The sequence below is a fragment of the Tabrizicola sp. T46 genome, assembly GCF_057219895.1.
Genome location: NZ_JBXVVV010000001.1, coordinates 532463 through 558035, shown reverse-complemented (window position 1 = coordinate 558035; position 25573 = coordinate 532463). Strand labels below are relative to the sequence as shown.

Annotated in this window: 24 protein-coding genes, 1 tRNA gene and 1 riboswitch; of the genes, 15 read left to right on the top strand and 10 right to left on the bottom strand. The window is 65.3% G+C overall.

Annotated elements, in window-relative coordinates; translation table 11 throughout:
* The first annotated feature begins 75 nt into the window (after window positions 1–75).
* Together AC2D9V_RS02865 and AC2D9V_RS02860 are read left to right on the top strand one after the other, a co-directional pair.
* A complete protein-coding gene (locus AC2D9V_RS02865) occupies window positions 76–1233 on the top strand; it encodes an aromatic ring-hydroxylating oxygenase subunit alpha (protein ID WP_484712524.1) in 1158 nt (385 codons plus the stop codon).
* Between the two features lie 31 nt (window positions 1234–1264).
* A complete protein-coding gene (locus AC2D9V_RS02860) occupies window positions 1265–1969 on the top strand; it encodes a sirohydrochlorin chelatase (RefSeq protein WP_484712523.1) in 705 nt (234 codons plus the stop codon).
* A 43-nt stretch (window positions 1970–2012) separates the two neighbouring features.
* Here AC2D9V_RS02860 and AC2D9V_RS02855 read toward each other — a convergent pair whose 3' ends face one another.
* Window positions 2013–2945, bottom strand: a complete 933-nt coding sequence (locus AC2D9V_RS02855; protein WP_484712522.1) for an MBL fold metallo-hydrolase — start codon at window positions 2943–2945, stop codon at window positions 2013–2015.
* 123 nt (window positions 2946–3068) lie between these two features.
* Window positions 3069–3479 carry a metallopeptidase family protein gene (locus AC2D9V_RS02850; RefSeq protein ID WP_484712521.1) on the bottom strand — a complete coding sequence of 137 codons (411 nt, stop codon included), beginning with the start codon at window positions 3477–3479 and terminating at the stop codon, window positions 3069–3071.
* A gap of 89 nt (window positions 3480–3568) precedes the next feature.
* Here AC2D9V_RS02850 and AC2D9V_RS02845 point away from each other — a divergent pair, with 89 nt between their 5' ends.
* The 11 genes from AC2D9V_RS02845 to AC2D9V_RS02795 all read left to right on the top strand — a co-directional run bounded on the left by AC2D9V_RS02845 (window position 3569) and on the right by AC2D9V_RS02795 (window position 13864).
* The gene (locus AC2D9V_RS02845; RefSeq protein WP_484712520.1) at window positions 3569–4000 is read left to right on the top strand and encodes a DUF1801 domain-containing protein; all 432 of its coding nucleotides are present in this window, start codon (window positions 3569–3571) and stop codon (window positions 3998–4000) included.
* A 135-nt stretch (window positions 4001–4135) separates the two neighbouring features.
* On the top strand, window positions 4136–5473 hold the full coding sequence (gene gltX / locus AC2D9V_RS02840; protein ID WP_484712519.1) for a glutamate--tRNA ligase: 1338 nt from the start codon (window positions 4136–4138) through the stop codon (window positions 5471–5473).
* A 169-nt stretch (window positions 5474–5642) separates the two neighbouring features.
* Window positions 5643–7001, top strand: coding sequence for an MATE family efflux transporter (locus AC2D9V_RS02835; RefSeq protein ID WP_484713392.1), 1359 nt, complete (start codon window positions 5643–5645; stop codon window positions 6999–7001).
* Window positions 7002–7079: 78 nt separating this feature from the next.
* A riboswitch (glycine riboswitch) is annotated at window positions 7080–7181 on the top strand.
* A 158-nt stretch (window positions 7182–7339) separates the two neighbouring features.
* Window positions 7340–8461, top strand: a complete 1122-nt coding sequence (gcvT, locus tag AC2D9V_RS02830; RefSeq protein WP_484712518.1) for a glycine cleavage system aminomethyltransferase GcvT — start codon at window positions 7340–7342, stop codon at window positions 8459–8461.
* Between the two features lie 12 nt (window positions 8462–8473).
* Window positions 8474–8833, top strand: a complete 360-nt coding sequence (gene gcvH / locus AC2D9V_RS02825; protein ID WP_484712517.1) for a glycine cleavage system protein GcvH — start codon at window positions 8474–8476, stop codon at window positions 8831–8833.
* Window positions 8834–8913: 80 nt separating this feature from the next.
* Window positions 8914–11751, top strand: coding sequence for an aminomethyl-transferring glycine dehydrogenase (gene gcvP / locus AC2D9V_RS02820; protein WP_484712516.1), 2838 nt, complete (start codon window positions 8914–8916; stop codon window positions 11749–11751).
* Window positions 11752–11820: 69 nt separating this feature from the next.
* Entirely contained in the window at window positions 11821–12504 is a 684-nt protein-coding gene (locus tag AC2D9V_RS02815; RefSeq protein WP_484712515.1) for an AzlC family ABC transporter permease, read from the top strand.
* Window positions 12501–12824, top strand: a complete 324-nt coding sequence (locus tag AC2D9V_RS02810) for an AzlD domain-containing protein (RefSeq protein WP_484712514.1) — start codon at window positions 12501–12503, stop codon at window positions 12822–12824. Before AC2D9V_RS02815 ends, AC2D9V_RS02810 begins: the two co-directional genes overlap by 4 nt.
* Before the next feature lie 65 nt (window positions 12825–12889).
* Window positions 12890–13207 carry a DUF3775 domain-containing protein gene (locus tag AC2D9V_RS02805; RefSeq protein WP_484712513.1) on the top strand — a complete coding sequence of 106 codons (318 nt, stop codon included), beginning with the start codon at window positions 12890–12892 and terminating at the stop codon, window positions 13205–13207.
* 75 nt (window positions 13208–13282) lie between these two features.
* Complete coding sequence (gene trxC / locus AC2D9V_RS02800; protein WP_484712512.1) at window positions 13283–13729, top strand: thioredoxin TrxC; 447 nt, start codon at window positions 13283–13285, stop codon at window positions 13727–13729.
* A gap of 59 nt (window positions 13730–13788) precedes the next feature.
* Window positions 13789–13864, top strand: a tRNA-Ala gene (locus AC2D9V_RS02795).
* A 117-nt stretch (window positions 13865–13981) separates the two neighbouring features.
* Here AC2D9V_RS02795 and AC2D9V_RS02790 read toward each other — a convergent pair.
* The 8 genes from AC2D9V_RS02790 to AC2D9V_RS02755 all read right to left on the bottom strand — a co-directional run bounded on the left by AC2D9V_RS02790 (window position 13982) and on the right by AC2D9V_RS02755 (window position 23258).
* The gene (locus AC2D9V_RS02790) at window positions 13982–14842 is read right to left on the bottom strand and encodes a CPBP family intramembrane glutamic endopeptidase (RefSeq protein ID WP_484712511.1); all 861 of its coding nucleotides are present in this window, start codon (window positions 14840–14842) and stop codon (window positions 13982–13984) included.
* A gap of 123 nt (window positions 14843–14965) precedes the next feature.
* On the bottom strand, window positions 14966–16912 hold the full coding sequence (locus tag AC2D9V_RS02785; protein ID WP_484712510.1) for an alpha/beta fold hydrolase: 1947 nt from the start codon (window positions 16910–16912) through the stop codon (window positions 14966–14968).
* A gap of 90 nt (window positions 16913–17002) precedes the next feature.
* Window positions 17003–17866, bottom strand: coding sequence for a helix-turn-helix transcriptional regulator (locus AC2D9V_RS02780; RefSeq protein WP_484712509.1), 864 nt, complete (start codon window positions 17864–17866; stop codon window positions 17003–17005).
* Window positions 17867–18240: 374 nt separating this feature from the next.
* Entirely contained in the window at window positions 18241–19026 is a 786-nt protein-coding gene (locus AC2D9V_RS02775; protein ID WP_484712508.1) for a CPBP family intramembrane glutamic endopeptidase, read from the bottom strand.
* A gap of 145 nt (window positions 19027–19171) precedes the next feature.
* Window positions 19172–19489: a hypothetical protein gene (locus AC2D9V_RS02770; RefSeq protein ID WP_484712507.1), complete on the bottom strand. Its 318-nt coding sequence runs from the start codon at window positions 19487–19489 to the stop codon at window positions 19172–19174.
* A gap of 87 nt (window positions 19490–19576) precedes the next feature.
* The gene (locus AC2D9V_RS02765) at window positions 19577–20773 is read right to left on the bottom strand and encodes an MFS transporter (RefSeq protein WP_484712506.1); all 1197 of its coding nucleotides are present in this window, start codon (window positions 20771–20773) and stop codon (window positions 19577–19579) included.
* Window positions 20774–21006: 233 nt separating this feature from the next.
* Window positions 21007–22803, bottom strand: a complete 1797-nt coding sequence (locus AC2D9V_RS02760; protein ID WP_484712505.1) for an ATP-dependent nuclease — start codon at window positions 22801–22803, stop codon at window positions 21007–21009.
* Window positions 22804–22841: 38 nt separating this feature from the next.
* A complete protein-coding gene (locus AC2D9V_RS02755; RefSeq protein WP_484712504.1) occupies window positions 22842–23258 on the bottom strand; it encodes a tellurite resistance TerB family protein in 417 nt (138 codons plus the stop codon).
* Between the two features lie 108 nt (window positions 23259–23366).
* On the opposite strand from AC2D9V_RS02755, the gene AC2D9V_RS02750 reads away from it, so the two are divergent.
* Entirely contained in the window at window positions 23367–24947 is a 1581-nt protein-coding gene (locus tag AC2D9V_RS02750; RefSeq protein WP_484712503.1) for a lysine--tRNA ligase, read from the top strand.
* Window positions 24948–25026: 79 nt separating this feature from the next.
* The gene (locus AC2D9V_RS02745; RefSeq protein ID WP_484712502.1) at window positions 25027–25422 is read left to right on the top strand and encodes a DUF4864 domain-containing protein; all 396 of its coding nucleotides are present in this window, start codon (window positions 25027–25029) and stop codon (window positions 25420–25422) included.
* Window positions 25423–25573 lie beyond the last annotated feature (151 nt).

Sequence of the window (25573 nt, the reverse complement as noted above, 5' to 3'; positions counted from 1 at the left end):
GCTGTCGCATAATGGTTTGCAGATGGCGCTGCTTGGCGCATGCTTGGCCTGTCCCGCCAGCCGAAAGGTCCGCCGATGACCCGTCATGATCCCGCCCTGACCGCCCCCGCGCTTTCGGCGCTGGCCGAGCTCCGCGCCAACGTGGCCCAGCCCTTCACGAAGGCGCGGGCAATGCCGAAATCGGTCTACACCTCGCCCGACTTCGCGGAGGCCGAAGAGAAGCACATCTTCGCGAAGGACTGGCTTTGCGCGGGCCGGGCGGATGCGCTGCCGAACCCCGGCGATTACCTGACGATGGAGATCGCGTGCGAGCCGGTGATCATCCTGCGCGACCGGGACGGGGGGTTGCGCGGCATGTCGAACGTCTGCCGCCACCGGATGAGCACGCTTCTGGAAGGCCGGGGGAATGTGCGGTCGATCGTCTGTCCGTATCACGCCTGGACCTACAATCTTGACGGCAGCCTTCGTGGCGCGCCGGCGATGGCGGCGAACGAGGCCTTCTGCAAGGAGGACATCAGGCTGCCGTCAGTCCGGGTAGAGAACTGGCTGGGCTGGATCCTCGTCACGCTGAACCCAGATGCGCCGCCGCCGGAAAAGGCGCTGGCCGAAGTCGAGGCGCTGGTCGGCTACCTGGACATGGGGTCCTACGTCGAGGCGTTCCGGGAAGAGTTCACCTGGGACACGAACTGGAAGGTGCTGGCCGAGAATTTCATGGAAAGCTACCACCTGCCGGTCTGCCACAACGGCACCATCGGCGGATCGGTCGACCTGATGCAGATGACCTGCCCCGAGGGGCTGGAGGCGTTCAACTATCACTGGATCATGAAGAACGACACGATCCCCTTGTCCCTGGCGCATCCGTCGAACACGCGGTTGACGGGTGACCAGCGGCGGATCACCTGGCTGTTGTCGATCTACCCGTCGCTGATGATCACCCTGACGCCGGGGTACTTCTGGTATCTCAGCCTGACGCCGCTGGGGCCGGGCAAGGTTGGCGTCCTGTTCGGCGGTGGCATGGCGGCGGATTGGGCCAAGGACCCTGACGCCGATGCGCATTTCGGTGCGCTGAAGGCGCTGCTTGATGACGTGAACGTCGAGGACAAGGGCTGCGTGGAGCGGGTCTATCAGGGGCTGTGCGCGGGTCTGTCCAGCCCGGGGCCGCTGAGCCATCTGGAGCGGCCGAACTACGATTTCGCCCGCTACATCGCCGGGCGGATGCCTGCGGGGGCTTGACCGCGCCCCGACGGGCGACAGGTTGGCGGGTATGACACGACATGCCCTGATCGTGGCCCATGGCCAGCCATCCGACCCGCGCCCTGCCGGGGCCGCGCTTGAGGCGCTGGCGGCAAAGGTGCAGGCGCTGATGCCGGGCTGGACCGTGGCGGCGGCGACGCTGGCCGAGGCGGGCTCGATTGCCCGTGGGGTGGCAGGGCGACCCGGCGGGGTGGTCTTTCCGATGTTCATGGCTGGCGGCTGGTTCACCCGGGTGCAGATCCCGAATCATCTGGCAGACGCCGGGGCCGAGGGTTGGCAGGTGCTGGAGCCCTTTGGCTGTGATGCGCTCGTGCATGACCTGTGCGTGACACTCGTCGCAGAGGCCGGGGCGGACGAGGTGATCCTTGCGGCGCACGGGTCGTTCAAGTCCGCGGCCCCGTCGGATATTGCGCATCACGTGGCGGGAAGGATCGCCGCCCAGACCGGGGCGGGGGTTGCGGCGGGGTTCATTGACCAGGAGCCGCAGCTTTCTTCGCTGAAAGGAAGGGGCGGGGTTTGCCTGCCCTTCTTCGCCGCGGAGGGCGGGCACGTCAGTGAGGACATCCCGCGGGCGCTGGCCGAGGCCGGGTTCACCGGGCGCATCCTGCCGCCTGTGGGATCGGATGCGCGGGTTCCGGGGATCATTGCGGCGGCGATTGGCCGGGGCGTCCCGGTCTGTGCCGGGGCCTGCCGCTGGGCGCGACCGGCGGCCTGAGCGGAAAGCCGGGGCCTCCCGCTCAGGGTCAGGTCTTGGCGGATCAGCCGTTCAGCATCAGCTGGTAGCTGGCCGGCACATAGCGGAAGCCGCCATCCATCGCCTCGACAAAGCCCACGCCCGGGAAGGGCATGTGGTAGCCGATGAAGGGGATGCGGTCGGCTGCGATCTGGCCGAAGATCGCCTTGCGGGTTGCAGCGGCGGCGGCCTTGTCGCGGTCGAAGCGGACCTCCCAGTCCGGGCGCTGGAGCGACCAGACGTAGTGGTTGGCGGTGTCGGCGGTGATCATCAGGCGCTGGCCGCCCGATTCCACGTTGTAGACCATGTGGCCCGGCGAATGGCCGAAGGCGGCCACGGCGGTGATGCCGCTGACGACACTGCCGGCATCGTCAAGGAAGGTCATGCGGTCATTCAGCGGGGCCACGTTCTTGACGAAGCCTTCGTCCGCGGCCTCGGTCGCCGCGTTGTGTTCAACCGCGCCGGTGACGTAGCGGGCGTTCGGGTAGGTGGGCGTAGTGCCATCGGCACCCATGAGACCGCCGATATGGTCGCCATGCATGTGCGTCAGGACGACGACATCCACAATGTCGGCCGTCATCCCGGCGGCGGTCAGGGCGGCCAGCGTGCCTTCGGCGGAAAGGCCGGTGTCGAAAAGCACGATCTCGGCCCCGGTGTTCACCACGGTCGGCGTGAAGAAGTTCTGGGTCCGGTCGGCCGGGATGAAGTTCGCGGCGGAGAGGGCGGCGAAATCCTCGAGCGAGGCATTCAGGCCGAAGGTTTCCTGAGGGTTCTCGCTGGCCCGGGTGCCGGCGAGGAGGGTGGTCACTTCGAAGCTGCCAAGCTTGAAGCGGTTCCAGGGCGCGAAGCCCGAGCCGAGCATGGTTTCGGTCGCCCGGGCTGCCTTGGGCAGGAAGGTGGCGGAAAGAGGCAGGGCAGCGGCGGCGACGAGGGCCTGACGGCGGGAAAGCTGTGTCATGGATGCTCCTGTGCGTTGAGTGACGATGCCCGGCTAGCTAGGGCCGCTTGGGGCAAGGTCAGATCACAGAGGCGTCAGGAGGCGTGCCATCCTGCACAGGCGCTGTGCGCCGGCGGTCAGGGATCACTCCCACCAGGGATCGATGGCAGCGATCTCGGCGTCGGACCAGCCGAAATGGTGGGCGAGTTCATGCACCAGGACATGGGACACAAGCTCCTGGATCGAGACGTTCCCCCGCTCGGCCCATTCGTCGAGGATCGGGCGGCGGTAAAGCCAGATCACGTCGGGCCGGGTCTGCTGGTCCGAGAGCGACTTTTCGGTCAGCGGGATGCCGTCGTAAAGCCCGGTCAGCTCGAAGGGGTCGTCGAGGCCAAGCTCCTCGACCGTCTGGTCCTCGGGGAAATCCTCGACCCGAAGGCGGATATGGGTCGCCGGTTCGCGGAACTGCGGCGGGAGGGTAGAGATCGCCTCATGCGCCATCTGCTCGATCAGGGCGAGGGAGGGGGCGATGCTGTCGGGCGCTGGATCGGTCATGGGAGAGAGATAGGGAGCCGAGGGGCGGAGGGGAAGGGCATCCCGGAACTGGGGTTCCGTGGTAGGCTGCCCGAAAACGGGGGTCGGGGATGGCGAAGGAAGCGAAGACAACGTCGGCACCTCTTGACCGCGCCGCGTTTCTTGCGGGCCTTGAGAGCCCGGAACGCCGGGACGAGGCCACGCGGCTGCTGGACCTTTTCGCGCATGCGACAGGATGGGAGCCCCGGCTTTGGGGGGCGTCGATCGTCGGCTACGGCCGCTACGTCTATCGCTACGAAAGCGGGCATGGCGGCACATCCCTTGTCACCGGGTTCTCGCCCCGGAAGGCGGAGCTGTCGATCTACATCCTGCCCGGCTACGCGGATTTCGCGCCGATCCTGTCACGCCTTGGTCCGCATCGGTTGGGGAAGGCTTGTCTGTACATCAAGCGGCTGGACAGGGTGGATGAAGGCGTTCTGGCCGAGCTGATCGCGGCCGGGGTGGCGGACATGGCGGGGCGCTACGACCTGCATCCGGTCTGAGCATGAAACGGGGTGCCGTCTGGCGGGGCATCGAGCCCCACCTGACGGCGTTGCCACGGCTTGGTGAACTGGCGGCGCAAACTGGACAAATGCGGGGGCTTGTGACAGGGAAGGGCGCTTGAAGGAGCCTGTCCCATGTCCACGACGTCCGCAGTCACCACCCGTTTCGCCCCCTCGCCCACCGGCTGGATCCATGTGGGGAACCTGCGCACCGCGCTGATGAACTACCTCATCGCGCGGCAGAACGGCGGGACCTTCATCCTGCGGCTGGACGATACCGACCAGGAACGGTCGAAGCAGGAATACATCGACGGACTGAAGGCGGATCTCGCCTGGCTGGGGATCACCTATGACCGGATCGAGCAGCAGTCCTTGCGGATGGCGCGCTATGCTGAAGCCGCCGAGCAGCTTAAAGCGGCGGGGCGGTTCTACGAGTGTTTCGAGACGCCGGTCGAGCTGGACCTGAAGCGGAAGAAGCAGCTGAACATGGGGAAGCCCCCGGTCTACGACCGCGCGGCGCTGGCGCTGACCGACGCGCAGAAAGAGGCCTACCGCGCCGAGGGGCGGAAAGGTTACTGGCGCTTCAAGCTGGATCAGGAGCGGATCGAGTGGCAGGACGGGATCATCGGGCCGATCTCGATCGATGCCGCGAGCGTCTCGGACCCGGTGCTGATCAAGGCGGACGGGCAGGTGCTTTACACCTTCGCCTCGTCGGTCGATGACGTGGACATGGGGGTGACCCACATCGTGCGGGGCGCCGACCATGTGACGAACACGGCGACGCAGATCCAGATCATGAAGGCCTTGGGCGGCACGCCGCCGACCTTCGCGCACCATTCGCTTCTGACCGGGCCGCAGGGCGAGGAATTGTCGAAGCGGCTTGGGGTCCTGTCCCTGCGCGACCTTCGGGCGCGGGGGGTGGAGCCGATGGCGCTATTGTCCCTCATGGCGCGGCTGGGGTCGTCGAAGCCGGTCGAACTGGCCGCGAACATGGACGAGCTGGTGGCGGGGTTCGACGTGGGGTCCTTCGGGGCCGCGCCGACGAAGTTCGATGCGGAGGACCTCTTTCCGCTGACGCGGCACCATGTGCAGTCTCTGCCCTTTGCGGCGGTGAAGGACCGGATTGCCGCGCTGGGCGTGCCGGAGGCAGAGGCCGAGGCCTTCTGGGCGGTGGCCAAGGGCAACATCACCATCCTTGATGACCTGAAGGACTGGTGGACGCTGTTCCGCGACGGGGCGGAGCCGGTGGTGGACGAGGCGGACCGCGACTTCGTGCGGCAGGCGCTGGCCTTGTTGCCGGCTCGGCCGTGGACAACGGCGACCTGGGGCGAATGGACGGCTGCGGTCAAGGAGGCGACGGGCCGCAAGGGCAAGGACCTGTTCCGCCCGCTGCGCCGGGCGCTGACGGGGCGCGATGCCGGGCCGGAGATGGCCGATGTGATGCCCTTGTTGCGCAAGGTGCCGGTGGTCTGAGCCCCTTGGCTGGCCCCGGGGGCGCTTCGCCCCCCGGACCCCCCGAGGATATTTGTGGACGAAGAATGAGCCTTCGGGGTCAGGACGGGTAGCGGAGGCCGGGCGAGTGGCGGGACCGGGCGGGCAGGCGAAGTTCGTCGAGGGGAACCTCTTCCGGCATGTCTCGGTCATGGCCCTGACCTCGTCGGTCGGTCTGATGGCGGTCTTCGTCGTCGACCTGATCAACATGCTTTACATCGCCATGCTGGGGCGGGCCGAGCTGGCGGCGGCGATCGGCTATGCCGGGGCGATCCTGTTCTTCACCACCAGTTTCGGGATCGGCATGTCGATTGCTGTCGGCGCGCTGGTGGCGCGGGCGCTGGGGGCGCGGGATCCCGCCTCGGCCCGGGCAAGGGCGACGACGGGGATGGTCCTGGGCGCGGTCTTCGGGTCCTTGTTCGCGGCGGCGGTCTGGGTGGTGCTGCGGCCGCTGGTGGCGCTTCTGGGGGCCACGGGCGAGACGGCGGAGCTGGCGGTGCATTTCCTGCAGATCGTGATCCCGTCACAGCCCCTGCTGATGATCGGAATGATCGGGGGTGCGATCCTGCGCAGCCATGGCGACGCAAGGTCGGCGATGATGATCACGGTCTGGGGGGCGCTGGCAACGGCGGTGCTGGACCCGATCCTGATCTTCGGCCTTGGCTGGGAGCTGACCGGGGCGGCCATCGCCTCGGTCGCGGCACGGGTGGTGATCGCGGTGATGGCGTTGCGACCGATCGTCCGGCGGTACGGCGGGTTCGACCGGCCGACGCCGGGACAGGTGATCGCCGACATGGGGCCGGTTTGGGCGATTGCGGTGCCGGCGATCCTGACTCAGGTGGCGACCCCGGTGGGGCAGGCCTTCATCACCCGCGCAACCTCGGCCTATGGCGAGGCGGCGGTGGCGGGAATGGCGATCGCAGGGCGGCTGACGCCGGTAGCCTTCGGGGTGATCTTCGCGCTTTCCGGCGCCATCGGGCCGGTCATCGGGCAGAACTTCGGGGCCGGGCGGATGGAGCGCGTGCGCCGCGCCTTCTGGGATGGTCTGATCTTCACCGGGCTGGTGATCCTTCTGGTGTCGGCAATCCTGTTCCTGCTGCGCGCGCCGATCGCCGATGCCTTCAAGGCGGAAGGGCTGACGCGTGACCTCGTCTATCTTTTCTGCGGGCCGCTCGCGCTTCTGTGGTTCTTCAATGGCGCGATCTTCGTGGCGAACGCGGTCTGCAACAACCTTGGCCGGCCCTTCTGGTCGACCGTGGTGAACTGGGGGCGGCATACGGTGGGGACGATCCCGCTGGCCCTATGGCTGGGCGGGACCTGGGGGGCGCAGGGCGTGCTTGTCGGGCAGGCGCTGGGCGGGGTGGTCTTCGGGCTGGCGGCGATCTGGCTTGCGCTGATGGCGATTGCATCGCCTGCCGTGCCTGCACCGCGCGGCGCGCGGCCGGAACCCGCCGCGCCTGCGGCACCCGAGGCTGACCCGGTCGCAAGCCCGGGAGAGCGGCGGGCGTGACGCGCCCTTCGCGCGGGCTGCATACCATCGTATCCCGAATTCTCTTGCCCGACGCTGACCGGATGGGTTAGGGAGTCTCTGTCAGGTTCGGGAGAATCCGGCGGGTTTCTCGGAACCCGACGGTGCCGAAGGAGCAACCGCCCCGGTAAACTCTCAGGCGCAAGGGACCGTAGCTGACATTGGACTCTGGAGAGTTCCCGCATCTCGCGGGACGCCGAAGGGATAACGATCTCAGGCGCGCCAACCGGCGCAGGGACAGAGGGGGCATCGAGCGGCGGGGATTGGCCCGCCGGGACGGTGCCGGTCATTTTTCCGGCCGAAAAGCGGGAGGGGCGGCGATGGCCGACCTTGAGGATGCTGGCCTTTTGCGTCTGGGGCTTGATGCCCTGCATGACGCGCTGAGTGGCAGGATGGTGCCCTTCGCGGGCTACCGGATGCCGGTGCAATACCCGGACGGGGTGTTGAAGGAGCACCTGCACACACGCGCGGCGGCAGGGCTGTTCGACGTGAGCCACATGGGGCAGGTGATCCTGCGGCCCAAGGGCACGATGGACGATCTGAAGCTGGCCTTCGAGGCGCTGATGCCGGTCGACGTGCTGGGGCTGGCCGAGGGTCGGCAGCGCTATGGCCTTTTCACCAATGACGCCGGCGGCATCCTGGATGACCTGATGTTCACCAACCGGGGCGATCATCTCTATGTTGTGGTGAACGCGGCCTGCAAGGCGGATGACATCGCGCATATGACCGCCGGGATGCCGGATGTGTCCGTTGAGCCGGTGACCGACCGCGCGTTGTTGGCCTTGCAGGGGCCGGGGGCAGAGGCGGCTTTGGAGGCCGTTGTGCCGGGCGTGGCCGCGATGCGGTTCATGGATCACCGGATCATCGGCGACATCTGGGTCTCGCGCTCGGGCTATACCGGGGAGGACGGGTTCGAGGTCTCGGTGCCCGAGGCAGAGGCCGAGGGTTTCGCGCGGAAGCTTTTGGCGCAGCCGGGGGTCGCACCCATCGGCCTTGGTGCGCGTGACAGCCTGCGCCTCGAGGCCGGGCTTTGCCTTTACGGCCATGATATTGACACGACGACCAGCCCGGTCGAGGCCAACCTGACCTGGGCGATCCAGAAGGCCCGCAAGGCCGGTGGCGCGCGCAAAGGTGGCTTCCCCGGTGCTGCGCGGATCCTCCGCGAACTGGCCGAGGGGCCGGAGCGCCTTCGCGTCGGCCTGCGGCCAGAGGGCCGCGCGCCGATGCGCGAGGGTGTGGAGCTTTTCGCAGAAGATGGGACGCCGGTCGGTCGGGTAACCTCGGGCGGGTTCGGACCATCGGTGAACGCCCCGATCGCGATGGGTTACGTGGCCCGCGCGCATGCTACACTCGGCACGACTCTGATGGGCGAGGTGCGCGGCAAGCGCCTGCCTGTGACCGTGTCGGACCTGCCTTTCCATCCCACCAGCTACAAGCGTTAAGAGGCCAAGACGATGAAATACACCAAGGATCATGAATGGCTGCGCGTCGATGGTGACCTCGTCACCGTCGGGATCACCGAACATGCAGCGACGCAGCTTGGCGATGTGGTCTTCGTGGAACTACCCGAGATCGACACGATGGTGGCCGAGGGCGACGAGGTCTGCGTGATCGAAAGCGTCAAGGCGGCCTCCGACATCCTGGCCCCGATCGACGGCGAGATCGTCGCGGTGAACCAGAAGCTTGTCGACAATCCCGCGCTGGTGAACGAGGACCCGACCGGGGCGGCCTGGTTCTTCAAGATGAAGGTCGATGACCTGGGCGTCCTGGACGAGTTCATGGACGAGGACGAGTACCAGGACCTGATCGGGTAAGAGCACGATTTTTCTGCGAGAAATCGGGGCTTCGGGTTTTCGCCGAAAACCCGTGGCCCGTTCGCAAAGGATGGAACGCCATGACCTTCACCGCCACGGACTACAACCCCTACGACTTTGCCAATCGCCGCCACATCGGGCCGTCTCCGGTGGAGATGGCCGAGATGCTGGCCGCCGTCGGCGTCCGCACGCTGGACGAGCTGATCGACCAGACCGTGCCGCCCTCGATCCGCCAGGCGAAGCCGCTGCCCTGGGCACCGCTCGCCGAGCATGAGCTACTGGCCCGGATGAAGGAGGTCGGCGCGAAGAACCGGGTGATGACCAGCCTGATCGGGCAGGGCTACTACGGCACCGTGACCCCCCCGGCGATCCAGCGGAACATCCTGGAGAACCCGGCCTGGTACACGGCCTATACCCCCTATCAGCCCGAGATCGCGCAAGGCCGGCTGGAGGCGCTTCTGAACTTCCAGACGATGGTCTGCGACCTGACCGGACTGGATGTTGCGAATGCCAGCCTTCTGGACGAGGCGACGGCCGCGGCCGAGGCGATGACGATGGCCGAGCGGGTGGCAAAGTCGAAGGCGCGGGCCTTCTTCGTCGACCGCTTCTGCCATCCGCAGACCATCGCGGTGATCCGCACCCGGGCGCTGCCGCTAGGGATCGAGATCATCGAGGATGACGTGCGGGCGCTGGACCCGGCCAAGGTCTTCGGTGCGATTTTCCAGTATCCCTCCAGCTACGGCCATGTGACCGACTTCACCCAGCGCATCGCCAGCCTCCATGCGGCGGGTGCGATTGCGATCATGGCGACGGACCTTCTGGCGCTCTGCATGCTGAAGGAACCGGGCGCCATGGGGGCGGACATCGCTGTCGGCTCGGCCCAGCGCTTCGGCGTCCCGATGGGCTATGGCGGCCCGCATGCGGCCTTCATGGCGGTCAAGGACGCGCACAAGCGGCAGATGCCGGGGCGGATCGTCGGCGTTTCCATCGACGCGCAGGGCGGCAAGGCCTATCGCCTCTCGCTCCAGACCCGCGAGCAGCACATCCGGCGCGAGAAGGCGACCTCCAACGTCTGCACCGCGCAGGCGCTGCTGGCGGTGATGGCCAGTTTCTACGCCGTCTTCCACGGGCCGAAGGGCCTCCGCGCGATTGCCGAGCGGGTGCATTTCCTGACCCAGCGGCTGGCGCGCGCCCTGAAGGCGGCAGGGGCGAAGGTCAGCCCGAAGGCCTTCTTCGACACGATCACGGTCGAGGTCGGCGTCGGCCAGGCCGGCATTCTTGCCGCCGCACGGGCCGAGGGGCTGAACTTCCGCAAGATCGGCCTCGACCGCGTCGGGATCAGCCTGGACGAGACCACCGATGAGCGCGTCCTGATCAAGGTCCTCCGCGCCTTCGGGATCGACGGCGTGCCGCCGCACCGGGCAACCCTGGGCTTCCCGGAAGAGATGCTGCGGACATCGGACTACCTGACCCATCCGGTCTTCCACATGAACCGGGCCGAGTCCGAGATGATGCGCTACATGCGGCGCCTCAGTGACCGCGACCTTGCCCTTGACCGGGCGATGATCCCGCTTGGCTCCTGCACGATGAAGCTGAACGCGGCGGCCGAGATGATGCCGATCACCTGGCCCGAATTCGGCAGCCTTCACCCCTTCGCGCCGCGTGACCAAGCCCAGGGCTATGCCGAGGCGATTGCCGACCTGACAGCCAAGCTTTGCGAGATCACCGGCTATGACGCGATGTCGATGCAACCGAACTCGGGCGCGCAAGGGGAATATGCGGGGCTTCTGACGATCCTCGCCTATCACCGGGCGCGGGGGGACGATGACCGGAAGGTCTGCCTGATCCCGACATCGGCCCATGGCACCAACCCGGCCTCGGCCCAGATGGCGGGGATGGAAGTCGTGGTGGTGAAATCCGCCCCGAACGGCGACGTGGATGTCGAGGACTTCCGGGCGAAAGCCGAGGCGGCGGGGGCACGGCTTGCGGCCTGCATGATCACCTACCCCTCGACGCATGGCGTCTTCGAGGAAACCGTGCGGACCATCTGCCAGATCACCCATGACCACGGCGGGCAGGTCTATATCGACGGGGCGAACATGAACGCCCTCGTGGGTCTTGTGAAGCCGGGAGAAATCGGCGGCGATGTCAGCCACCTGAACCTGCACAAGACCTTTGCCATCCCGCATGGCGGCGGCGGGCCGGGCATGGGGCCGATCGGCGTGAAAGCGCATCTTGCGCCGCATCTGCCGGGGCATCCCGAGACGGGTGGTGACGGCGCAGTCTCGGCAGCCCCCTATGGCAGCGCGTCGATCCTTCTCATCTCCTGGGCCTATTGCCTGATGATGGGCGGGCCTGGCCTGACGCAGGCGACGCGGGTCGCGATCCTGAACGCGAACTACATCGCGGCGCGGCTGGCGGGGCATTACCCGATCCTCTTCATGGGCAACAAGGGCCGGGTCGCGCATGAGTGCATTCTGGATACCCGCCCCTTCGCCGAGGCGGGCGTCACGGTCGACGACATCGCCAAGCGCCTGATCGACAACGGCTTCCACGCGCCGACGATGTCCTGGCCGGTTGCCGGGACGCTGATGGTCGAACCGACGGAAAGCGAGACCAAGGCCGAGATCGACCGTTTCATCACCGCGCTCCTCTCGATCCGAGACGAGATCCGGTCGGTCGAGGCGGGCGAGATCAGCGCCGAGGACAGCCCCCTCCGCCACGCCCCGCACACGGTGGCGGCTCTGGTGGGGGACTGGGACAGGAAATACTCCCGCGAGACGGGCTGCTTCCCGCCGGGATCGTTCCGGGTGGACAAGTACTGGCCGCCGGTCGGCCGGGTCGACAACGTGCACGGCGACCGGAACCTGATCTGCACCTGCCCGCCGGTCGAAGCCTATGCCGAGGCGGCGGAGTAGCTTCGGGGTCCTGCCCCGGTCGGTCCATCGGATTGACCGGGGTGCCGCGCCGCGCTACCGCTCGCCCGGATGACAAGCCGCCCGCCGTTCCTTCAAGGCCTGACCGCCAGCCTGCCCATTGCCTTGGGCTACTTTCCCATCGCCTTTTCCTTCGGGGTGGCGGCGACACGGGCCGGGTTCACGGCGGTCGAGGCCTTCGCCCTTTCACTGATCATCTATGCGGGGGCGTCGCAGTTCCTGGCCCTGGCACTTCTGTCCTCGGGTGCGCCGGTCCTGGTTTCGGCCTTCACGCTCGTCGCGATGAACCTGCGGCATGTCCTCTACGGCCCGGCGCTGATGAAGGCTGCCGGGCGGGAGGCAAGCACCCGGCACGCCTGGGCCTGGGCCTTCGGTCTGACCGACGAGGTCTTTGGCCAGGCACTGGGGTCGTTGGCGCGGGGACAGCGGTTTTCGGAAGGCTACATGTTCGGGCTGGGCCTCGGGGCCTATGCAAGCTGGCTTGCGGGTACGGCCGTCGGGGCGGTGGCGGGCGGCGGGGCGCTGGACGGCTGGCCCGCAGTCAGCGCGGGGCTTGGCTTCATGCTTCCGGCGCTTTTCCTGGCGCTCCTTCTGTCGATCATGACGCGCCGGCAGCTTCCGGTCATCACGGTGGCTGCCCTTGCCACCGTGGCCGGGACACTTGCGCTGGACGCGACCAGCGGGATCCTTCTGGGAATGCTGGCCGGTGCGCTTGCCAGGCTGGTGCGGCGATGAACGCCGAACTTCTTGCGGTGGCCCTGATCACGGGTGCAGCGAACTGGGTGTTCCGCGTCCTGCCGACGCTGACGCGGACCGACCGGCTGGCACCGGGCGGCTGGCTGGAGCGGTTCCTCTCTGCTACCGGCCCTGCCGCGATCGGAACGCTCTTCGTGGCCTCGATCCTGCCCTTGCTCTCCAGTGATCCAGCCAAGCTTCTGCCAACGGTGGCCGGCACGATCGCTGTCGTCGCAGTCTATCTTGGCAACCGCTCGGTCGTCGGGGCGACGCTGGCGGGGGCCGTGGTCCACGGGCTGGCCTTCTGGCTTCTGGCCTGAGCGAAGGCTTGCGCGCGGGTCCCGCATGCGCGACGATCAAGGACAGCGACGGGAGGGGGACCGGGATGCTCGAGATCGACACGCAGAAGGTGGTGCAGGTGATCTTCCTCGCCCGCGAAGGCGAGGTCGGCGCGGCCGAGCTCCATGCCTTCATCAACGATCTGAACGATGACGAAAAGCCCCAGCTGACCGCCATCGCCTGGGTCGGTCGCGGTGCCTTCGAGCCCGAGGATTTCGACGAAGCCGTCGCCACCGCCATCGCCGAGGCGACAACGCCAACGGCAGACTACCTGATGGGCATGCCCCACCTGGCCGAGAACCTGGAGGCGGGGCTTGAGGCGCTGGGGATCGATGTGTCGGGCGAGGAAGAGGATTTCCTCTGACCCGAAGGCAGGGGCCACCTTGCAGTGCGAACATCGAGTGCACATCTTGTGACCTAAAAAGGTAAAAGGTGCATCATGGCACAGACAGAGTCGATCAGACTGACCTGTCCTGCCTGCGGGCAGGGCAACCGGGTGCCGGCATCTCGGCTGGCAGACGATCCGAAATGCGGCGTCTGCGGGGCCCCCCTGGCGGACGGGCGTGTGGCCACGCTTGACGCCGCGACCCATGACCGGGTCACGCGGGGGGACGGGCTGCCGGTGGTCGTCGACTATTGGGCGCCCTGGTGCGGCCCCTGCCGGATGATGGCCCCCGAATTCGCGAAGGCGGCGCAAGCCCTGGCGCCTGAGGTGCGGTTCATGAAGCTGAACACCGAGGAGCACCCGGAAGTCTCGGCCCGGGCGGGCATCCGGGGCATCCCGGCGCTGATCCTCTATCGCGGGGGCCGCGAGGTGGCCCGGCTGGCCGGAGCCCGCCCCGCCGCCGAAATCGTCGCCTTCGCCCGTCAGGCCGTACGCGGGTGACGCCCGGGCCTGCGGCTTGACAAGGCCGCAGAGATACGCGAGACAGCCGCCGGGTCGTTGGGGCAGTAGCTCAGTTGGGAGAGCGTATCGTTCGCAATGATAAGGTCAGGGGTTCGATCCCCCTCTGCTCCACCAATGACCATCGGCCAGGATGATGAGAATAGAGGGAAAGCCTCAAGCGCATTGAGGCTGTCCGACCATCATACCTGCCACCGGGCCGCCGCTTAACCCGATGCGGACGATTCCACCCCCTCAGCGCTTCCAGATCGGCGGGATGACCTGGCCCCGGCGGATGGCAATGAAAAGCAGGATCGCCCCGGCCGTGGTGCAGAAGATCAGCGCGAAGATCGACAGTTCCAATCCGAAGTTTCCACCGGTCCAGAAGGCCGGCCCCTCGATCGTGGCCTTCAGAAGTCCCTGATCAGCCGGGCCACCCGAGACCACGCTGGAATAGATCCCCTCCTGCACGAAGTTCCAGCCCATGTGGATGCCGATGCAGATCCAGAGGCGCCGGGTGACCATGTAGGCAGCCGAAAGCAGGAGACCGGCCTCGATGCTGATGTAGGCCGCCCCGGCCACTGTGGCACCGGGGTTCGTCAGGTGCAGGAAGCCGAAGACGAAGGACGAGATCAGGATTGCCACCCAGCTGCCAAGTATGGTCTCGACCGACTGGAACAGAACGCCGCGGAAGATCAGTTCCTCGAAGATACCGGACTTGATCGCCAGCGCGAGGGCGGGAAGCAGGAAGGCCACCGAGTTTACCCCGTCGACCTTGTAATAGCCCATCAGCATCACCGACAGCGCGACGGCCGTAAGGAGCCCCGCGCCGATCAGGATGCCGATGCCCCATTCCCGCACCCATCCGCGCGTCGAAAGCTCGGTCACCTCGCGGCGTTCGATGAGCCTTCCGTAGGCCAGATAAACGGCAATTGCGCCAAGACCCAGCGCGATCATGGCCGCTATGTTGAGCAGCGGGCGGTCATGAAGGTAGTCCAGGACCCATTGGGCCGTGCCCATGAAGTAGAACAGGGCGCCGCCGAAGACGATCAGGCGGACAAGGGCGAGGACGACCTGAAGCCAGATCGGTCGCTGGGTGGCGATGGTTGTGGTCATCTGGTAAGCTTCCCTCTGTTGGTTTCTTCTTGTCCCGCGTCCGTGGCCGCCAAGACGACGGCCCCGGGGATGTCTTTGGTGCCGACCTGCACGCTGAATTGATCGCCGGTCGGTCTGTCCGGTTCAGTCCGACGGCAGGATGAACCTGGGTTTCAGGGTATCGATGCAGCCGGTGGCCAACGGCTCCCCGGGCCGTTCGACGAAAGCCATGCCGATATCCTTGGCGCATTGCGAGAAGACCAGGGCCGCGTGTCCCGCCTCGGGGAAGCCCAGAGCGGTCGCGCGGCTCAGCCCCCCGGCCGCCAGCAGCGCCTCTTCGGTCGAGGTCTGGGTGTCGTTGAAGCCGTACATCACCAGCGTCGGGATGTCGCTTTTCACCGCCTCATGGAAACCAGGGAACGGCAGGGCCGGCGGAATGTAGGGACAAAGCTGGTAAAGGCTGTCATCCACGTTCGCCGACTTGGCGAGGAACTTGAACTTCAGCCCGTCCACCACCGCCTGCATCTGTTCGCGAGAGTTGAAGGGGACATCCTCGGTGCAGGCGACGACCATCAGGTCCAGGATCTCGACGATCGGCTTGTATAGGCCGCGCGCCTCTTTCGACACGGCGGCGAAGACCTCGGCGACATCGCCGTCGGGCAACTGGTCGAGAAGGGCAAGGGTCGGCGGAATGTCGGCGGCGGGCAGGTGCGTCTCGATCAGCGTCCGCAGGACGGCGCGGTCCGGGGTCTGGTGCGCGAGGGCGGCATAGGCCGCGGCGAAGCTCAGCATGTCCTCCTTTGACCGCGTGGCGATCATCGCGTCGGTCATCGCCTTGTCCAGCCGCTGCGCAAGACTCGTCGCGCCAAGGGCCGACCGGGCCAGCGAATCCGACAGGGACGACAGCGCATAGCCGGTGAATGTCGCGTCGCGCCTGGCCGTCGCCGCGCCCTCGAGCAGAAGCCGTGCAATCACCGTCTGCTCGGGCGTCAGCTTTTCGGCATAGGGCTTCAGCATCTCGCCCCCGTCGGGAGCCTTCGTCGCCGCACCCGAGGCCAGAAGGTCATAGGTGCCGCTCTCGCCCCGGTCCCATTCGGTGACGATCAGGGGGATGTAGCCCGTCGCGTTGGGCCAGTGGCCGAAGGTGTTGCGGTCCTCGAAAAGCTTGATCAGCGTCGACACGTTGATCTCGGGCCGCCCGCGCGCCGCAGGGATCGGGTTCTTCTCCAGCTTGACCGCGACCCGCTGGATCGTGGCCTCAAGGTCCGGGAAGGCAGCCGCGCAGGCCGCATCCGCCGCGCATTGGTTGATGACCTGCTGTACGCCTTCCTGCACCGGAAGGATGTTCGTGTCATAGGCACGGGCGTTCGGCGGGAAGACGCTGTCGATCACGACCGACCGCACGCCTTCGGGGGCGGAGCGCATGACTTCGAGCGCAAGCTTCGTGCCATAGGAGATGCCGTAGATGTTGTAGTCGCCATAGCCAAGGGCCTGCATCAGAGCCCGAACATCCCTGGCGTTCTGCACGGTATTGTAGGCCGCAAGGTTGCGGCCGCCGTCCTTCAGCTCACCCGTGCATTTGCCGAAGATCTCCTCGATCTTTGCCCCGTCGAGACTGGCCGGATTGAACAGCGCCTCAAGACTGTTCTCGAAGGTCGAGAAACAGGTCACCATGTCCGACGATATGCCCGCCGCCCGCTGGTCGAAGGTCACCACGTCGCGACGCGCCCGGTGGCCCTCGAAGATCGGCACGACGATGCCTGCCAGATCCCGGACAGCCCCGCCGCCCGGGCCGCCGTGCAGGTAGACCAGCGGATCGGGGGCCGGGCTTTCGGTATGTGCCTTCAGGACCGCAAAGCTGAGCTTGATGCGCGGCCCCTCCGGCGCATCATGGTCCTCGGGCACATCAACCCGACCGCAGATGACCGTCTTGCCCTCGACCTCGGCCGCCGGCAGGGGGCGCGGGCAGGCCTCGATCGTCACGGGATACTCGGGCACGGCACCTCCTGCGGCGATGACGGGAAATGCCTTGTCCGCCGGCTCTGCCGCAAGCAGCGCCATCACCGTGGCAATGACCTGATCTGGCGTCACGGCAGTTTCCTTTCAGGCAAAGGGCAACTGCCCCATGGGTCTTGGGCGCTGCCTAAATGACGGAGATGTTATCGTGACTGTGATGTGCCGCTATCCGGAAAGCGAAGGGCCGCCCCGTCGCCGGCGTGTCTCGCTCGGCAACTCACCGAAAGCGCGACGATAGGCCTGCGAAAAGCGGCCCAGGTGCAGAAAGCCGCATTCCATCGCGGCGCTGGTGACCGAGTCCGCCTCGTCCCGGTCGAGTATCCGCTCCCGCACCCGTTCAAGCCGCACCTGCTGAAGGTATTCCCTGGGCGACACGCCTTTGACGGACTGGAAGGACAGTTGCAACCAGCGCGGGCTGACCTCCAACTCGGCGGCAAGCCCCGTCAGGGACAAGGCTTCGTCCGACCGGGCCCTGATGATGTCGCAGGCTCGGCTTACCCGCCGGAACTCGGATATCCCGCCGATTGGCCACCCCGGCGGACGTTCCTTGCCGAAGCCTTCGGATACAAGATCCGTGATCAGACCGACGAACTCGTCCCGGGCCCTGGGGGTGAAAAGGCGGTCCTCCCGCCGGAAAAGATCGTCGGCGAGGTCGGGCAACAGCTGCCGCATCTGCCGGGCGAAAACCGTGTCGATCTTTCGTACTGCACTGCTTGTTGCCTGTCCGGATTCGCCTGATCGCGCTTCTGCCAGCAATTGAACCATGTATCGCGGCACGAGCACCGTGGTTGCCACGAATGGGCCGTCCTTCGGCGCGGTCACCCGTGTGCGCCGCTGCTCGGCGGCGATCATCACCATCGTGCCAGCGTCAAAGCCGTATTCGGCTCCTCCGGTCTCCATGTCCAGGCGGCCCGCGGTCGGGATCAGGATGGTGACGCAATCGGGATCCTCCAGCACTACCTCGTGCCCGCTTGAGATCACCCGCCCGAAGGTGATCCCCGTCTCGCCAAGGCGAAGCGCATCGACCACGACGCCCGAGCCGCGCCTTTCAACATCCAGCAGCCGCGAGTTTGAAAAAAGCAGTGATGAGGCGCCGTGCGGATCGCGGAAGGCATGTGTCTGCCGGCGTTCGCGGTTCTGATCTGGCGGGACCAAATCCTTCACGTCGACCGCTCCCGGTGTTCAACAGCCGCTAACAAACCAACGCTACTGCCTTGTTCCAAGGATGCAAGGAAGCGTTTTGTCGCGACCGGAAAGACTATCTTCTGCGAAGAATGTTGCCTCTGAAATCACCATCTTGCCGACCGGCGCCTAAAGTCGACCACTTCATGGGCGCGTCCGCTCCGTCCGGCGGGCCGGCAACGCATGGACCGGTCCGGCCCGACCAAAGCGGATGCGTGCCGCTATCGCGCAGGGTCGACGTGAGTCCGGCCGATGTTCCGCATTAGCCACAGGCCGTAGATCGCGTTCGGCAGCACCACGAGGACCGGCACCAGCTGCACGAGTCCCGATGCTTCTGTGCCGGGGGCGGCTTCGACGGACGGGTTGCCCTGCGACAGTCCATGGGCCGCGCCCGCCAGGGTGAAGGTCGCGAAATCCCAAAGCGCATGGACCGCAATCGGCAGCCAGAGCGAGCCTGACCGCAGGCGCAGGGCAATGAAGAGAAGGCCCGACAGGAAGGCCGCCGTCGACTGGATCAGCGCCGCCTGAAGGTCCCCGGTGATGAAGACGTTCAGACTGTGCATCGCCCCGAAGATCAACGAGGTTGCCAGCACGGCCAGCCAGATCGGAACCGCGTGGCGAAACGCCTGCAGCACCGCGCCGCGCAGCATCATTTCTTCGGAAAAACCGACGAAGAGGCAGTTGATGAACACGATGCCCAGCGTCAGAAGCGGGGGCAGGCCGCTGTAGACGGCAAAGCCGATCGCTCCAAGGATATAGAGCATAGGCAGCCATGCGAGACGCCAGCTTGCCGGCGGGGGGGCGCGGTTCAGGCCGACGTCGCTCCAGCCTTGCCAGAGACACACAGAAAGGATGAACGCGCCGGCAAGGAACCATGTCCAGCCGAAGCCGCGCGAAATCACCTCCTCAAGGGACATGTCGCCCGGGTTGAAAAGCTTGCCCGCAAAGACCGTGATCCCGACCCAGACCACAAAGGCAAGAAGCGTGAGGGCGATGCGCCTGGTCATTCAGGTCTCGATGGGCTTACAGCCAGGAACGTTCCACGCCTGTCGCTGGCGACGCATGCTGGACCCTTTCCCTGCAGTTGCACTGCCGGAGTTCGGCCCGATGCGCCCGGTATCGCGACACGGCCGGAACCGGCCAGATCTCGGGTCAGAGCGAGCCTTCGCTGCCGGTGAACATCACTTCCTCGACCGTGCCGTCGTTCGAAGCAAGGCAGCGCCACGGTGCCGTGGCACCCGGAATGGTTGCCTCGACCTGGGTTCCGGCCTCCGAGAAGAGATAGTTGAACACCGACACGTCTGCTGTCCGGTTCCCGGTCTGACGGGCGATGGCGCCAACACAGGCCTGGTAGGCCGGGGTCGCGCGATCCGCTGCAGTTGGCGCGATGGAGGTGACAGCTACTGGCGCCGTATCGACGCAACCGGCCAGGGCGGCGAAAGCAACGGCGGAAATCAGGACTGCGCGCATCGGAATGATCCTTTCTGGGTCCGGTCCGGAAAACCTAGGTCCGGCCTTCTGCACTGTCTATCCGATAAGCGAACTCCCGCGTCTGCTTCAGGCTTGCAGTTTCGCGGGAGCGAGCTTGCGGAAACCCGGACGGCGGGAGGCGACCAGCGGGGAGAGGGCGGCGATGGCCAGCAGGAGACCCGCCAGTGCCACGAAGATCGCCGGGAAGCCCACGTAATCGGCGGTCAGGCCGATCAGGGGCGGGGCGATGAACATCCCGCCGTAGCCGATGAACGAGACCGCCGCGATCGCCGCGCCGGGGGTCGCTCCGCCGTGGCGGCCGGCGGCGGAGAAGAGGATCGGCACGATGTTCGCAAGGCCGATCCCGGACAGCGCGAACCCGGCCACGGCCACCGTGGCCGAGGGGGCGAGGGCGGCCAGGGCCATCCCGGCGGCCGCGATGACGCCCGAGGCGCCGAGCAGGGGCACCGCACCCACCCGGTTCCGGACTGCGTCGCCGCAGAACCGCATCGCGGCCATCGCGGCGGAGAAGAGGGCGAAGGCCATGCCTGACATCTCCACCCCAGCGGCATGGTCGGTGGAGAGGTAAAGCGCGCTCCAGTCGAGGACGGCGCTTTCGGGGACGAAGGCGAGGAGAGCCATGAAGCCGATCAGATAGATCGTCCAGCCCTGCCGCCAGATGCCGGTCCCGGTGGTGGCTTCGGTCTCCTCCGCCGCCACCTGGGCGCCGGAGAGCTGCGACCAGCTGAGGGCGACGAGGGCGAGGGCGAGCCCCAGCACGGCAAGCGCGTGGCCCTGGCTGCCCAGCATTGCGATGGCCGGCCCGCCGAGGGCGCCGCCAAGAAGGCCGCCGACGCTCCAGAACCCGTGGGTCGAGGAGAGGATCGCGCGGCCCGAGGCCTGCTCCAGCTCCACGGCGTTGGCATTCGTGGCGACGTCCATCATCGCGATGCTGGCCCCGAGGGCTGCGATGGCGAGGGCGAGGGTCGCGATGGTGGGGGCGAGGACGGCGGCGGGGAGAGCGGCCGCACAGGCGACGGCGGTCCAGCGGACCAGCGCCCGCGAGCCGTGGCGGGCGGTCAGGCGGCCGGAAAGGCACATCGCGGCCATCGACCCGATCCCCATCCCGAGGATCAGGAGGCCGAGGGTGGATTCGGTGATCCCGTGGCGGGGGAGGAGGAGGGGGATCTGCGGCGCCCAGGAGCCGAGGATGGCCCCGTTGAGGAGGAACATCGCCGAGATGGAGACACGCCAGCGGCGGGCTTCGGAGGGATCGAGGGGCATGGGCAAACCTGTGAAGGGGGGCTTGCGGGGACCATGCCGGAGATCGGGGCGGCGGGCTGTTCCCGGGGAAACAGGGGGCGCGGGTCAGGGGGAGCGGGGGCGGGGGCCGCAAGGGACTCCCCTCCCGTGACCACGGTGGTCAAATCGGGTAAGGGTTTGATTTTGCTGAGAAAGGGGTGTGGACGTTAGGGATTTGTTAAGGGGATGGTTAAAGGATGACAGACTTATGGTGTTCACTGGTTTAGCATTGCAAGAATGTCTTGGACTATGACCTTGACGTCGTCGCAAACCTCGTCGGGGTTCAGCTGCGCCGCTACATCGAACTTTGTAACACCAAACTTCTTCTCAATTGAGTTTGCGCCAACTTCCATTAGCTCTTTTCCGCGAAGGTCCTTAATGACTTGGTGAACATTCTGTGCGGTGAAGTTCGCAGGTATAGCAACTGCATGCTCGTCCGCAAGAAACGCCTGGACTTCCTCCAATGAAACACCTGCTGCCCGAGAAATGGCTTGCGGGCAAACGACATAGTTCTCAATGTGCCTTCTCTGCCAAACCCGAAGTTTGAGATTTGGATTATCATTATTGTCTGACTTATCTCTCAAAGTTAAATCATCGACATTATTCTGAGCAAGATCGTCCCGGTCCCCGATACTCACCGCACGCAAGTCTGGAATATCGCCCTTAAGCTGCAAGTACAGTTGCTTGCGCTCCTTAGATGATCCCGTCCATGCCCACATCACGACGTCAACGGGAATAGGCATCCCGATCTTCTCAGCCATTAATCTGATGAATCGAGCATCACTTTCGTTCTCAACTAACAGCAGCGCCTTTGATTTCTTTAGACGATCCAAGCGTGGCGAGAACTCACTACCCAAGCCAGCAAATAAGCCCATCCGAGCGGATTCATCGCTCAAGTACTTTGCATTACTACCTTTAAACATCAGTATCTTAGCGTGATCTGCCCAACGAAGGATCTCAGTGCTGTGAGTTGCAAGAAGAACCTGCTTTTCTCCTTTGTGAGCGATGCTTTCCAGTTCGGAAATCAAGAGTGTTTGCAGACTAGAGTGAAGATGGGCGTCTGGCTCATCCAACAAAAGGACGTCGGTATCAGGATCGAGTGCCAAGGAGAATACACTTAACCATTGTAAGAAGCCGCTACCCTCGGCCATAAGATCCCGCGGCTTAAATTTCGGAAACTTCTTAATGCGCGTTTTGTCCCACTGGCCCTTAACTAGGCTCACTCGGATGTAACTGTGGTATAGGTCGTTAAAAGGGCTAACTGAAAGACTCGCTTGAAAGTATCTTCCCATTGCCGACTGCAACATTTCCCAAGGATCGCTTTCGCGAAGCTTCCTAAGGTCAGATGTCTTAATTCGGCCTTCTGCGTCCTTGAGCTCAGCGCGACGGCGTTGATTGGTGCTCTCAAGTTCAAATAGAAGATTGCGGATGATGCCCCCTACCAAACCACTGCCAGTCAGGGATCGACGCTGTGCAACACTCATTCGTTGCTCTTTCGCGGCTATTCCAGCAAAGGGTGGCACAAAGGCGATTCGGGGCGTTTTGTCACCAATAGCGATATTTGAACTTGTCTGCTTAATGAAGAGTCGATCATTGGCCAATGCTAGGCTAATGCATAAGAACTTTTCGTCGCCGGCATCATTTCTCCATGTTGGCATTACAGATAGTGTATATCCGTCTGCTCCGGGTACTTGGTTGGTCAGGTTGGTCCAAAGATGGGCTAGAGATGGAACTTGGATAGGTGAGAACTCGTCGTCGGAAAGGCCAACACCCTGCCCAGTATGTGCTGGAGTTAAGGCTTCTTCACCCTTCTCATTCTTAAGGACCGTGAGACAGAAATCCCAAACTGCTAGTGACTGCAAGACTGTTGATTTGCCGGAGTTGTTGCCACCAGCCAACAGCGAAAGACCATTTGGATTGACTTTAATGATCTCGTTCTTAAATTTCTTGAAGTTCTTCAGTTCAAGCTTTTCAATCACAATGCACCCGAGAGCAGCGCCTTTAGCAGGCACTCTATTCTAGGTTGACTCTTTTCTTCAAGGGGTATCCCTCACACCCCCATATGCCTCACCCGCGCGCCCCACTCGATCGCGGCGGCGTGGAGGCGGTCGATCTTCAGCTCGTCGCGGACCTCTTCCAGCATCCGGAGCTCGACCTGGGAGTGCCTGCCGTCCGCCGTGACCACGTCGCAGGCGAGTGCGTAGGCGGTCTCGTAAAGGCGCTCGGGCAGGGCCTCGCGGATCAGGCCGAAGAGGGCGTCCAACCCGTCCTCTTCCTCAAACAGGTCAAAGACGGTGCGACTGACGCGCTGGATGCGGTCGGGGTCGTAGGTGGCGAAGATCGGCATGTGGTTGACCATGCGGGTGATCGCCACAAGCTCGGCGGTGCGGACGTCCTGGTCGGAGGCGGAGCAGGCCACCATCACGGCGACGAGGGCATCCTGGGGGGACATGGCGGATTCAGGCATGGGCGGGCTCCTTCGGTTGGGCCGGAGATTATTGACGAGGCAGTGGGGGGGCAATAGAGGACGGGTGCCCGCGACATTGGGTTTGCGGGCGGATCACGGAGATATGCGATGAGTGCCCTGCGCGACGCGGCGATGAATTCGAAGGCCTGGCCCTTTGAAGAGGCCCGCGCGGTGCTGAAGCGCTATCGGGGCAAGGACCCGGCGAAGGGCTATGTGCTCTTCGAGACGGGCTATGGGCCGAGCGGTTTGCCGCATATCGGGACCTTCGGCGAGGTGGCGCGGACGACGATGATCCGCCGGGCCTTCGAGATCATCAGCGACATCCCGACGCGGCTGATCTGTTTTTCCGACGACGTGGACGGGATGCGGAAGGTGCCCGAGAACGTGCCGCAGCAGGAGATGCTGCGGGGGCACATGCAGAAGCCTTTGACCTCTGTGCCGGACCCCTATGGCGAGTTCGAGAGCTTCGGGCACCACAACAACGCGATGTTGCGGCGGTTTCTGGATACGTTCGGGTTCGAGTATGAGTTCATCTCGGCCACCGAATTCTACAAGAGCGGCCGGTTCGACGACACGCTGCGGCTGTGTGCGGAGCGTTATGACGCGATCATGAAGATCATGCTGGCGTCTTTGCGCGAGGAGCGTCAGCAGACCTACAGCTGCTTTTTGCCGATCCACCCCGAGACGGGGCGGGTGCTTTATGTGCCGATCAAGCATGTGGATGCGAAGGCGGCGACGGTGACCTTCGATGACGAGGCGGGCCGGGAGTGGACGCTGCCGGTGACGGGCGGGCATGTGAAGCTGCAGTGGAAGCCGGATTTCGGCGCGCGCTGGGCGGCGCTGGACGTGGACTTCGAGATGTACGGGAAGGACCATTCCACCAACACGCCGATCTATGACGGGATCTGCGAGGTGCTGGGGGGGCGGGCGCCCAATCACATGACCTATGAGCTGTTCCTGGATGACCAGGGGCAGAAGATTTCGAAGTCGAAGGGGAACGGCCTGACGATCGACGAATGGCTGACCTATGCGGCGACGGAGAGCCTTTCGTACTTCATGTACCAGAAGCCGAAGACGGCGAAGCGCATGCATTTCGACGTGATCCCGCGGGCGGTGGATGAATATCACCAGCAGCTGCGCGCCTTCCCCGAGCAGCCGGTGGACCAGCAGGTGAATAACCCGGTCTGGCATATCCACAACGGCAAGCCCCCGGAGAGCCGGATGGTGGTGTCGTTCGGGATGCTCCTGAACCTTGCGAGCGTGGCGGGGGCGAAGGACGCGGGCGCGCTGTGGAAGTTCATCCGGCGCTATGCTCCGGAGGCTTCGCCCGAGAAGAACCCCGACCTTGATGCGGCAGCGGGCTTTGCGGTGCGCTACTTCGCCGACCGGATCGCGCCGACGCGGGTGTTCCGGCTGCCCACCGACAAGGAGCGGGCGGCGATGGAGGACCTGGTGGCGCGGCTGAAGGTCTGGGACGGCGGGCTGGATGACGAGGCGCTGCAGTCGATGGTCTTCGCCGTGGGCAAGGAGCACGGGTTCGAGCCGCTGCGCGACTGGTTCAAGGCGCTGTACGAGGTGCTGCTGGGGGCGTCGGACGGGCCGCGGTTCGGCGGGTTCATCGCGCTTTACGGTGTCGAAGAGACCGTGGCACTGATGGAGCGGGCGCTGAAGGGCGAGTTCGTCGCCTGAGGCAGGTCAGGTTCGGTCTTGGCTTTGGCCGCGCTTGCGCTAGCTCTCGGTCGGGGACGTCTGACCGAAGGACCGCGCCATGCGCCTTGCCGCCTTGCTTTTCGCCGTGACCCTTGCCCTGCCTGCCGCCGCGCAGGAAGGCCCGATCCAGCAAACGATCCAGAGCCAGATCGAGGCCTTCCAGGCCGATGACTTTGCCCGTGCCTTCACCTTCGCCAGCCCGAACATCAAGGGCCTCTTCCAGACGCCCGAGAACTTCGGGGCGATGGTGAAGAACGGCTATCCGATGGTCTACCGTCCGGCGGATGTGCAGATGCTGGAATTGCGTGAGATCGCCGGGAACCTCTGGCAGCGGGTCAGGATCACGGATCAGGCCGGGGCGGGCTGGTTTCTGGACTACATGATGGTCGAGACGCCGGAAGGCTGGCAGATCAACGCGGTGCAGATCCTGCCGGCGCCGGACGTCGGGGCCTGAGCCCGGTCCACTGGCTTCCCCTTACCTTGACACTTGCCCAGACGGGACGCAGGCCGCGGTGTCGCGACGTGCTTTTCGCCGGGTGCAGGCGTTGCGTGGTCACTGGCCGGGCGCGCGGCGGACTGAGAGCCGGTTAAGCGATCCTTGCTAC

Excerpts from the sequence above, each read along its gene's own strand:
- AC2D9V_RS02745 (WP_484712502.1), top strand. The coding sequence starts at position 25,027 with ATGCGCCTTGCCGCCTTGCTTTTCGCCGTGACCCTTGCCCTGCCTGCC.
- AC2D9V_RS02855 (WP_484712522.1), bottom strand. The coding sequence starts at position 2,945 with ATGACACAGCTTTCCCGCCGTCAGGCCCTCGTCGCCGCCGCTGCCCTG.
- AC2D9V_RS02835 (WP_484713392.1), top strand. The coding sequence starts at position 5,643 with ATGGCCCTGACCTCGTCGGTCGGTCTGATGGCGGTCTTCGTCGTCGAC.
- gcvT (WP_484712518.1), top strand. The coding sequence starts at position 7,340 with ATGGCCGACCTTGAGGATGCTGGCCTTTTGCGTCTGGGGCTTGATGCC.
- AC2D9V_RS02755 (WP_484712504.1), bottom strand. The coding sequence starts at position 23,258 with ATGCCTGAATCCGCCATGTCCCCCCAGGATGCCCTCGTCGCCGTGATG.
- AC2D9V_RS02790 (WP_484712511.1), bottom strand. The coding sequence starts at position 14,842 with ATGACCACAACCATCGCCACCCAGCGACCGATCTGGCTTCAGGTCGTC.
- AC2D9V_RS02750 (WP_484712503.1), top strand. The coding sequence starts at position 23,367 with ATGAGTGCCCTGCGCGACGCGGCGATGAATTCGAAGGCCTGGCCCTTT.
- AC2D9V_RS02775 (WP_484712508.1), bottom strand. The coding sequence starts at position 19,026 with ATGACCAGGCGCATCGCCCTCACGCTTCTTGCCTTTGTGGTCTGGGTC.
- AC2D9V_RS02765 (WP_484712506.1), bottom strand. The coding sequence starts at position 20,773 with ATGCCCCTCGATCCCTCCGAAGCCCGCCGCTGGCGTGTCTCCATCTCG.
- gcvH (WP_484712517.1), top strand. The coding sequence starts at position 8,474 with ATGAAATACACCAAGGATCATGAATGGCTGCGCGTCGATGGTGACCTC.
- AC2D9V_RS02805 (WP_484712513.1), top strand. The coding sequence starts at position 12,890 with ATGCTCGAGATCGACACGCAGAAGGTGGTGCAGGTGATCTTCCTCGCC.
- AC2D9V_RS02865 (WP_484712524.1), top strand. The coding sequence starts at position 76 with ATGACCCGTCATGATCCCGCCCTGACCGCCCCCGCGCTTTCGGCGCTG.
- AC2D9V_RS02845 (WP_484712520.1), top strand. The coding sequence starts at position 3,569 with ATGGCGAAGGAAGCGAAGACAACGTCGGCACCTCTTGACCGCGCCGCG.
- gcvP (WP_484712516.1), top strand. The coding sequence starts at position 8,914 with ATGACCTTCACCGCCACGGACTACAACCCCTACGACTTTGCCAATCGC.
- AC2D9V_RS02850 (WP_484712521.1), bottom strand. The coding sequence starts at position 3,479 with ATGACCGATCCAGCGCCCGACAGCATCGCCCCCTCCCTCGCCCTGATC.
- trxC (WP_484712512.1), top strand. The coding sequence starts at position 13,283 with ATGGCACAGACAGAGTCGATCAGACTGACCTGTCCTGCCTGCGGGCAG.
- AC2D9V_RS02810 (WP_484712514.1), top strand. The coding sequence starts at position 12,501 with ATGAACGCCGAACTTCTTGCGGTGGCCCTGATCACGGGTGCAGCGAAC.
- gltX (WP_484712519.1), top strand. The coding sequence starts at position 4,136 with ATGTCCACGACGTCCGCAGTCACCACCCGTTTCGCCCCCTCGCCCACC.
- AC2D9V_RS02815 (WP_484712515.1), top strand. The coding sequence starts at position 11,821 with ATGACAAGCCGCCCGCCGTTCCTTCAAGGCCTGACCGCCAGCCTGCCC.
- AC2D9V_RS02860 (WP_484712523.1), top strand. The coding sequence starts at position 1,265 with ATGACACGACATGCCCTGATCGTGGCCCATGGCCAGCCATCCGACCCG.
- AC2D9V_RS02770 (WP_484712507.1), bottom strand. The coding sequence starts at position 19,489 with ATGCGCGCAGTCCTGATTTCCGCCGTTGCTTTCGCCGCCCTGGCCGGT.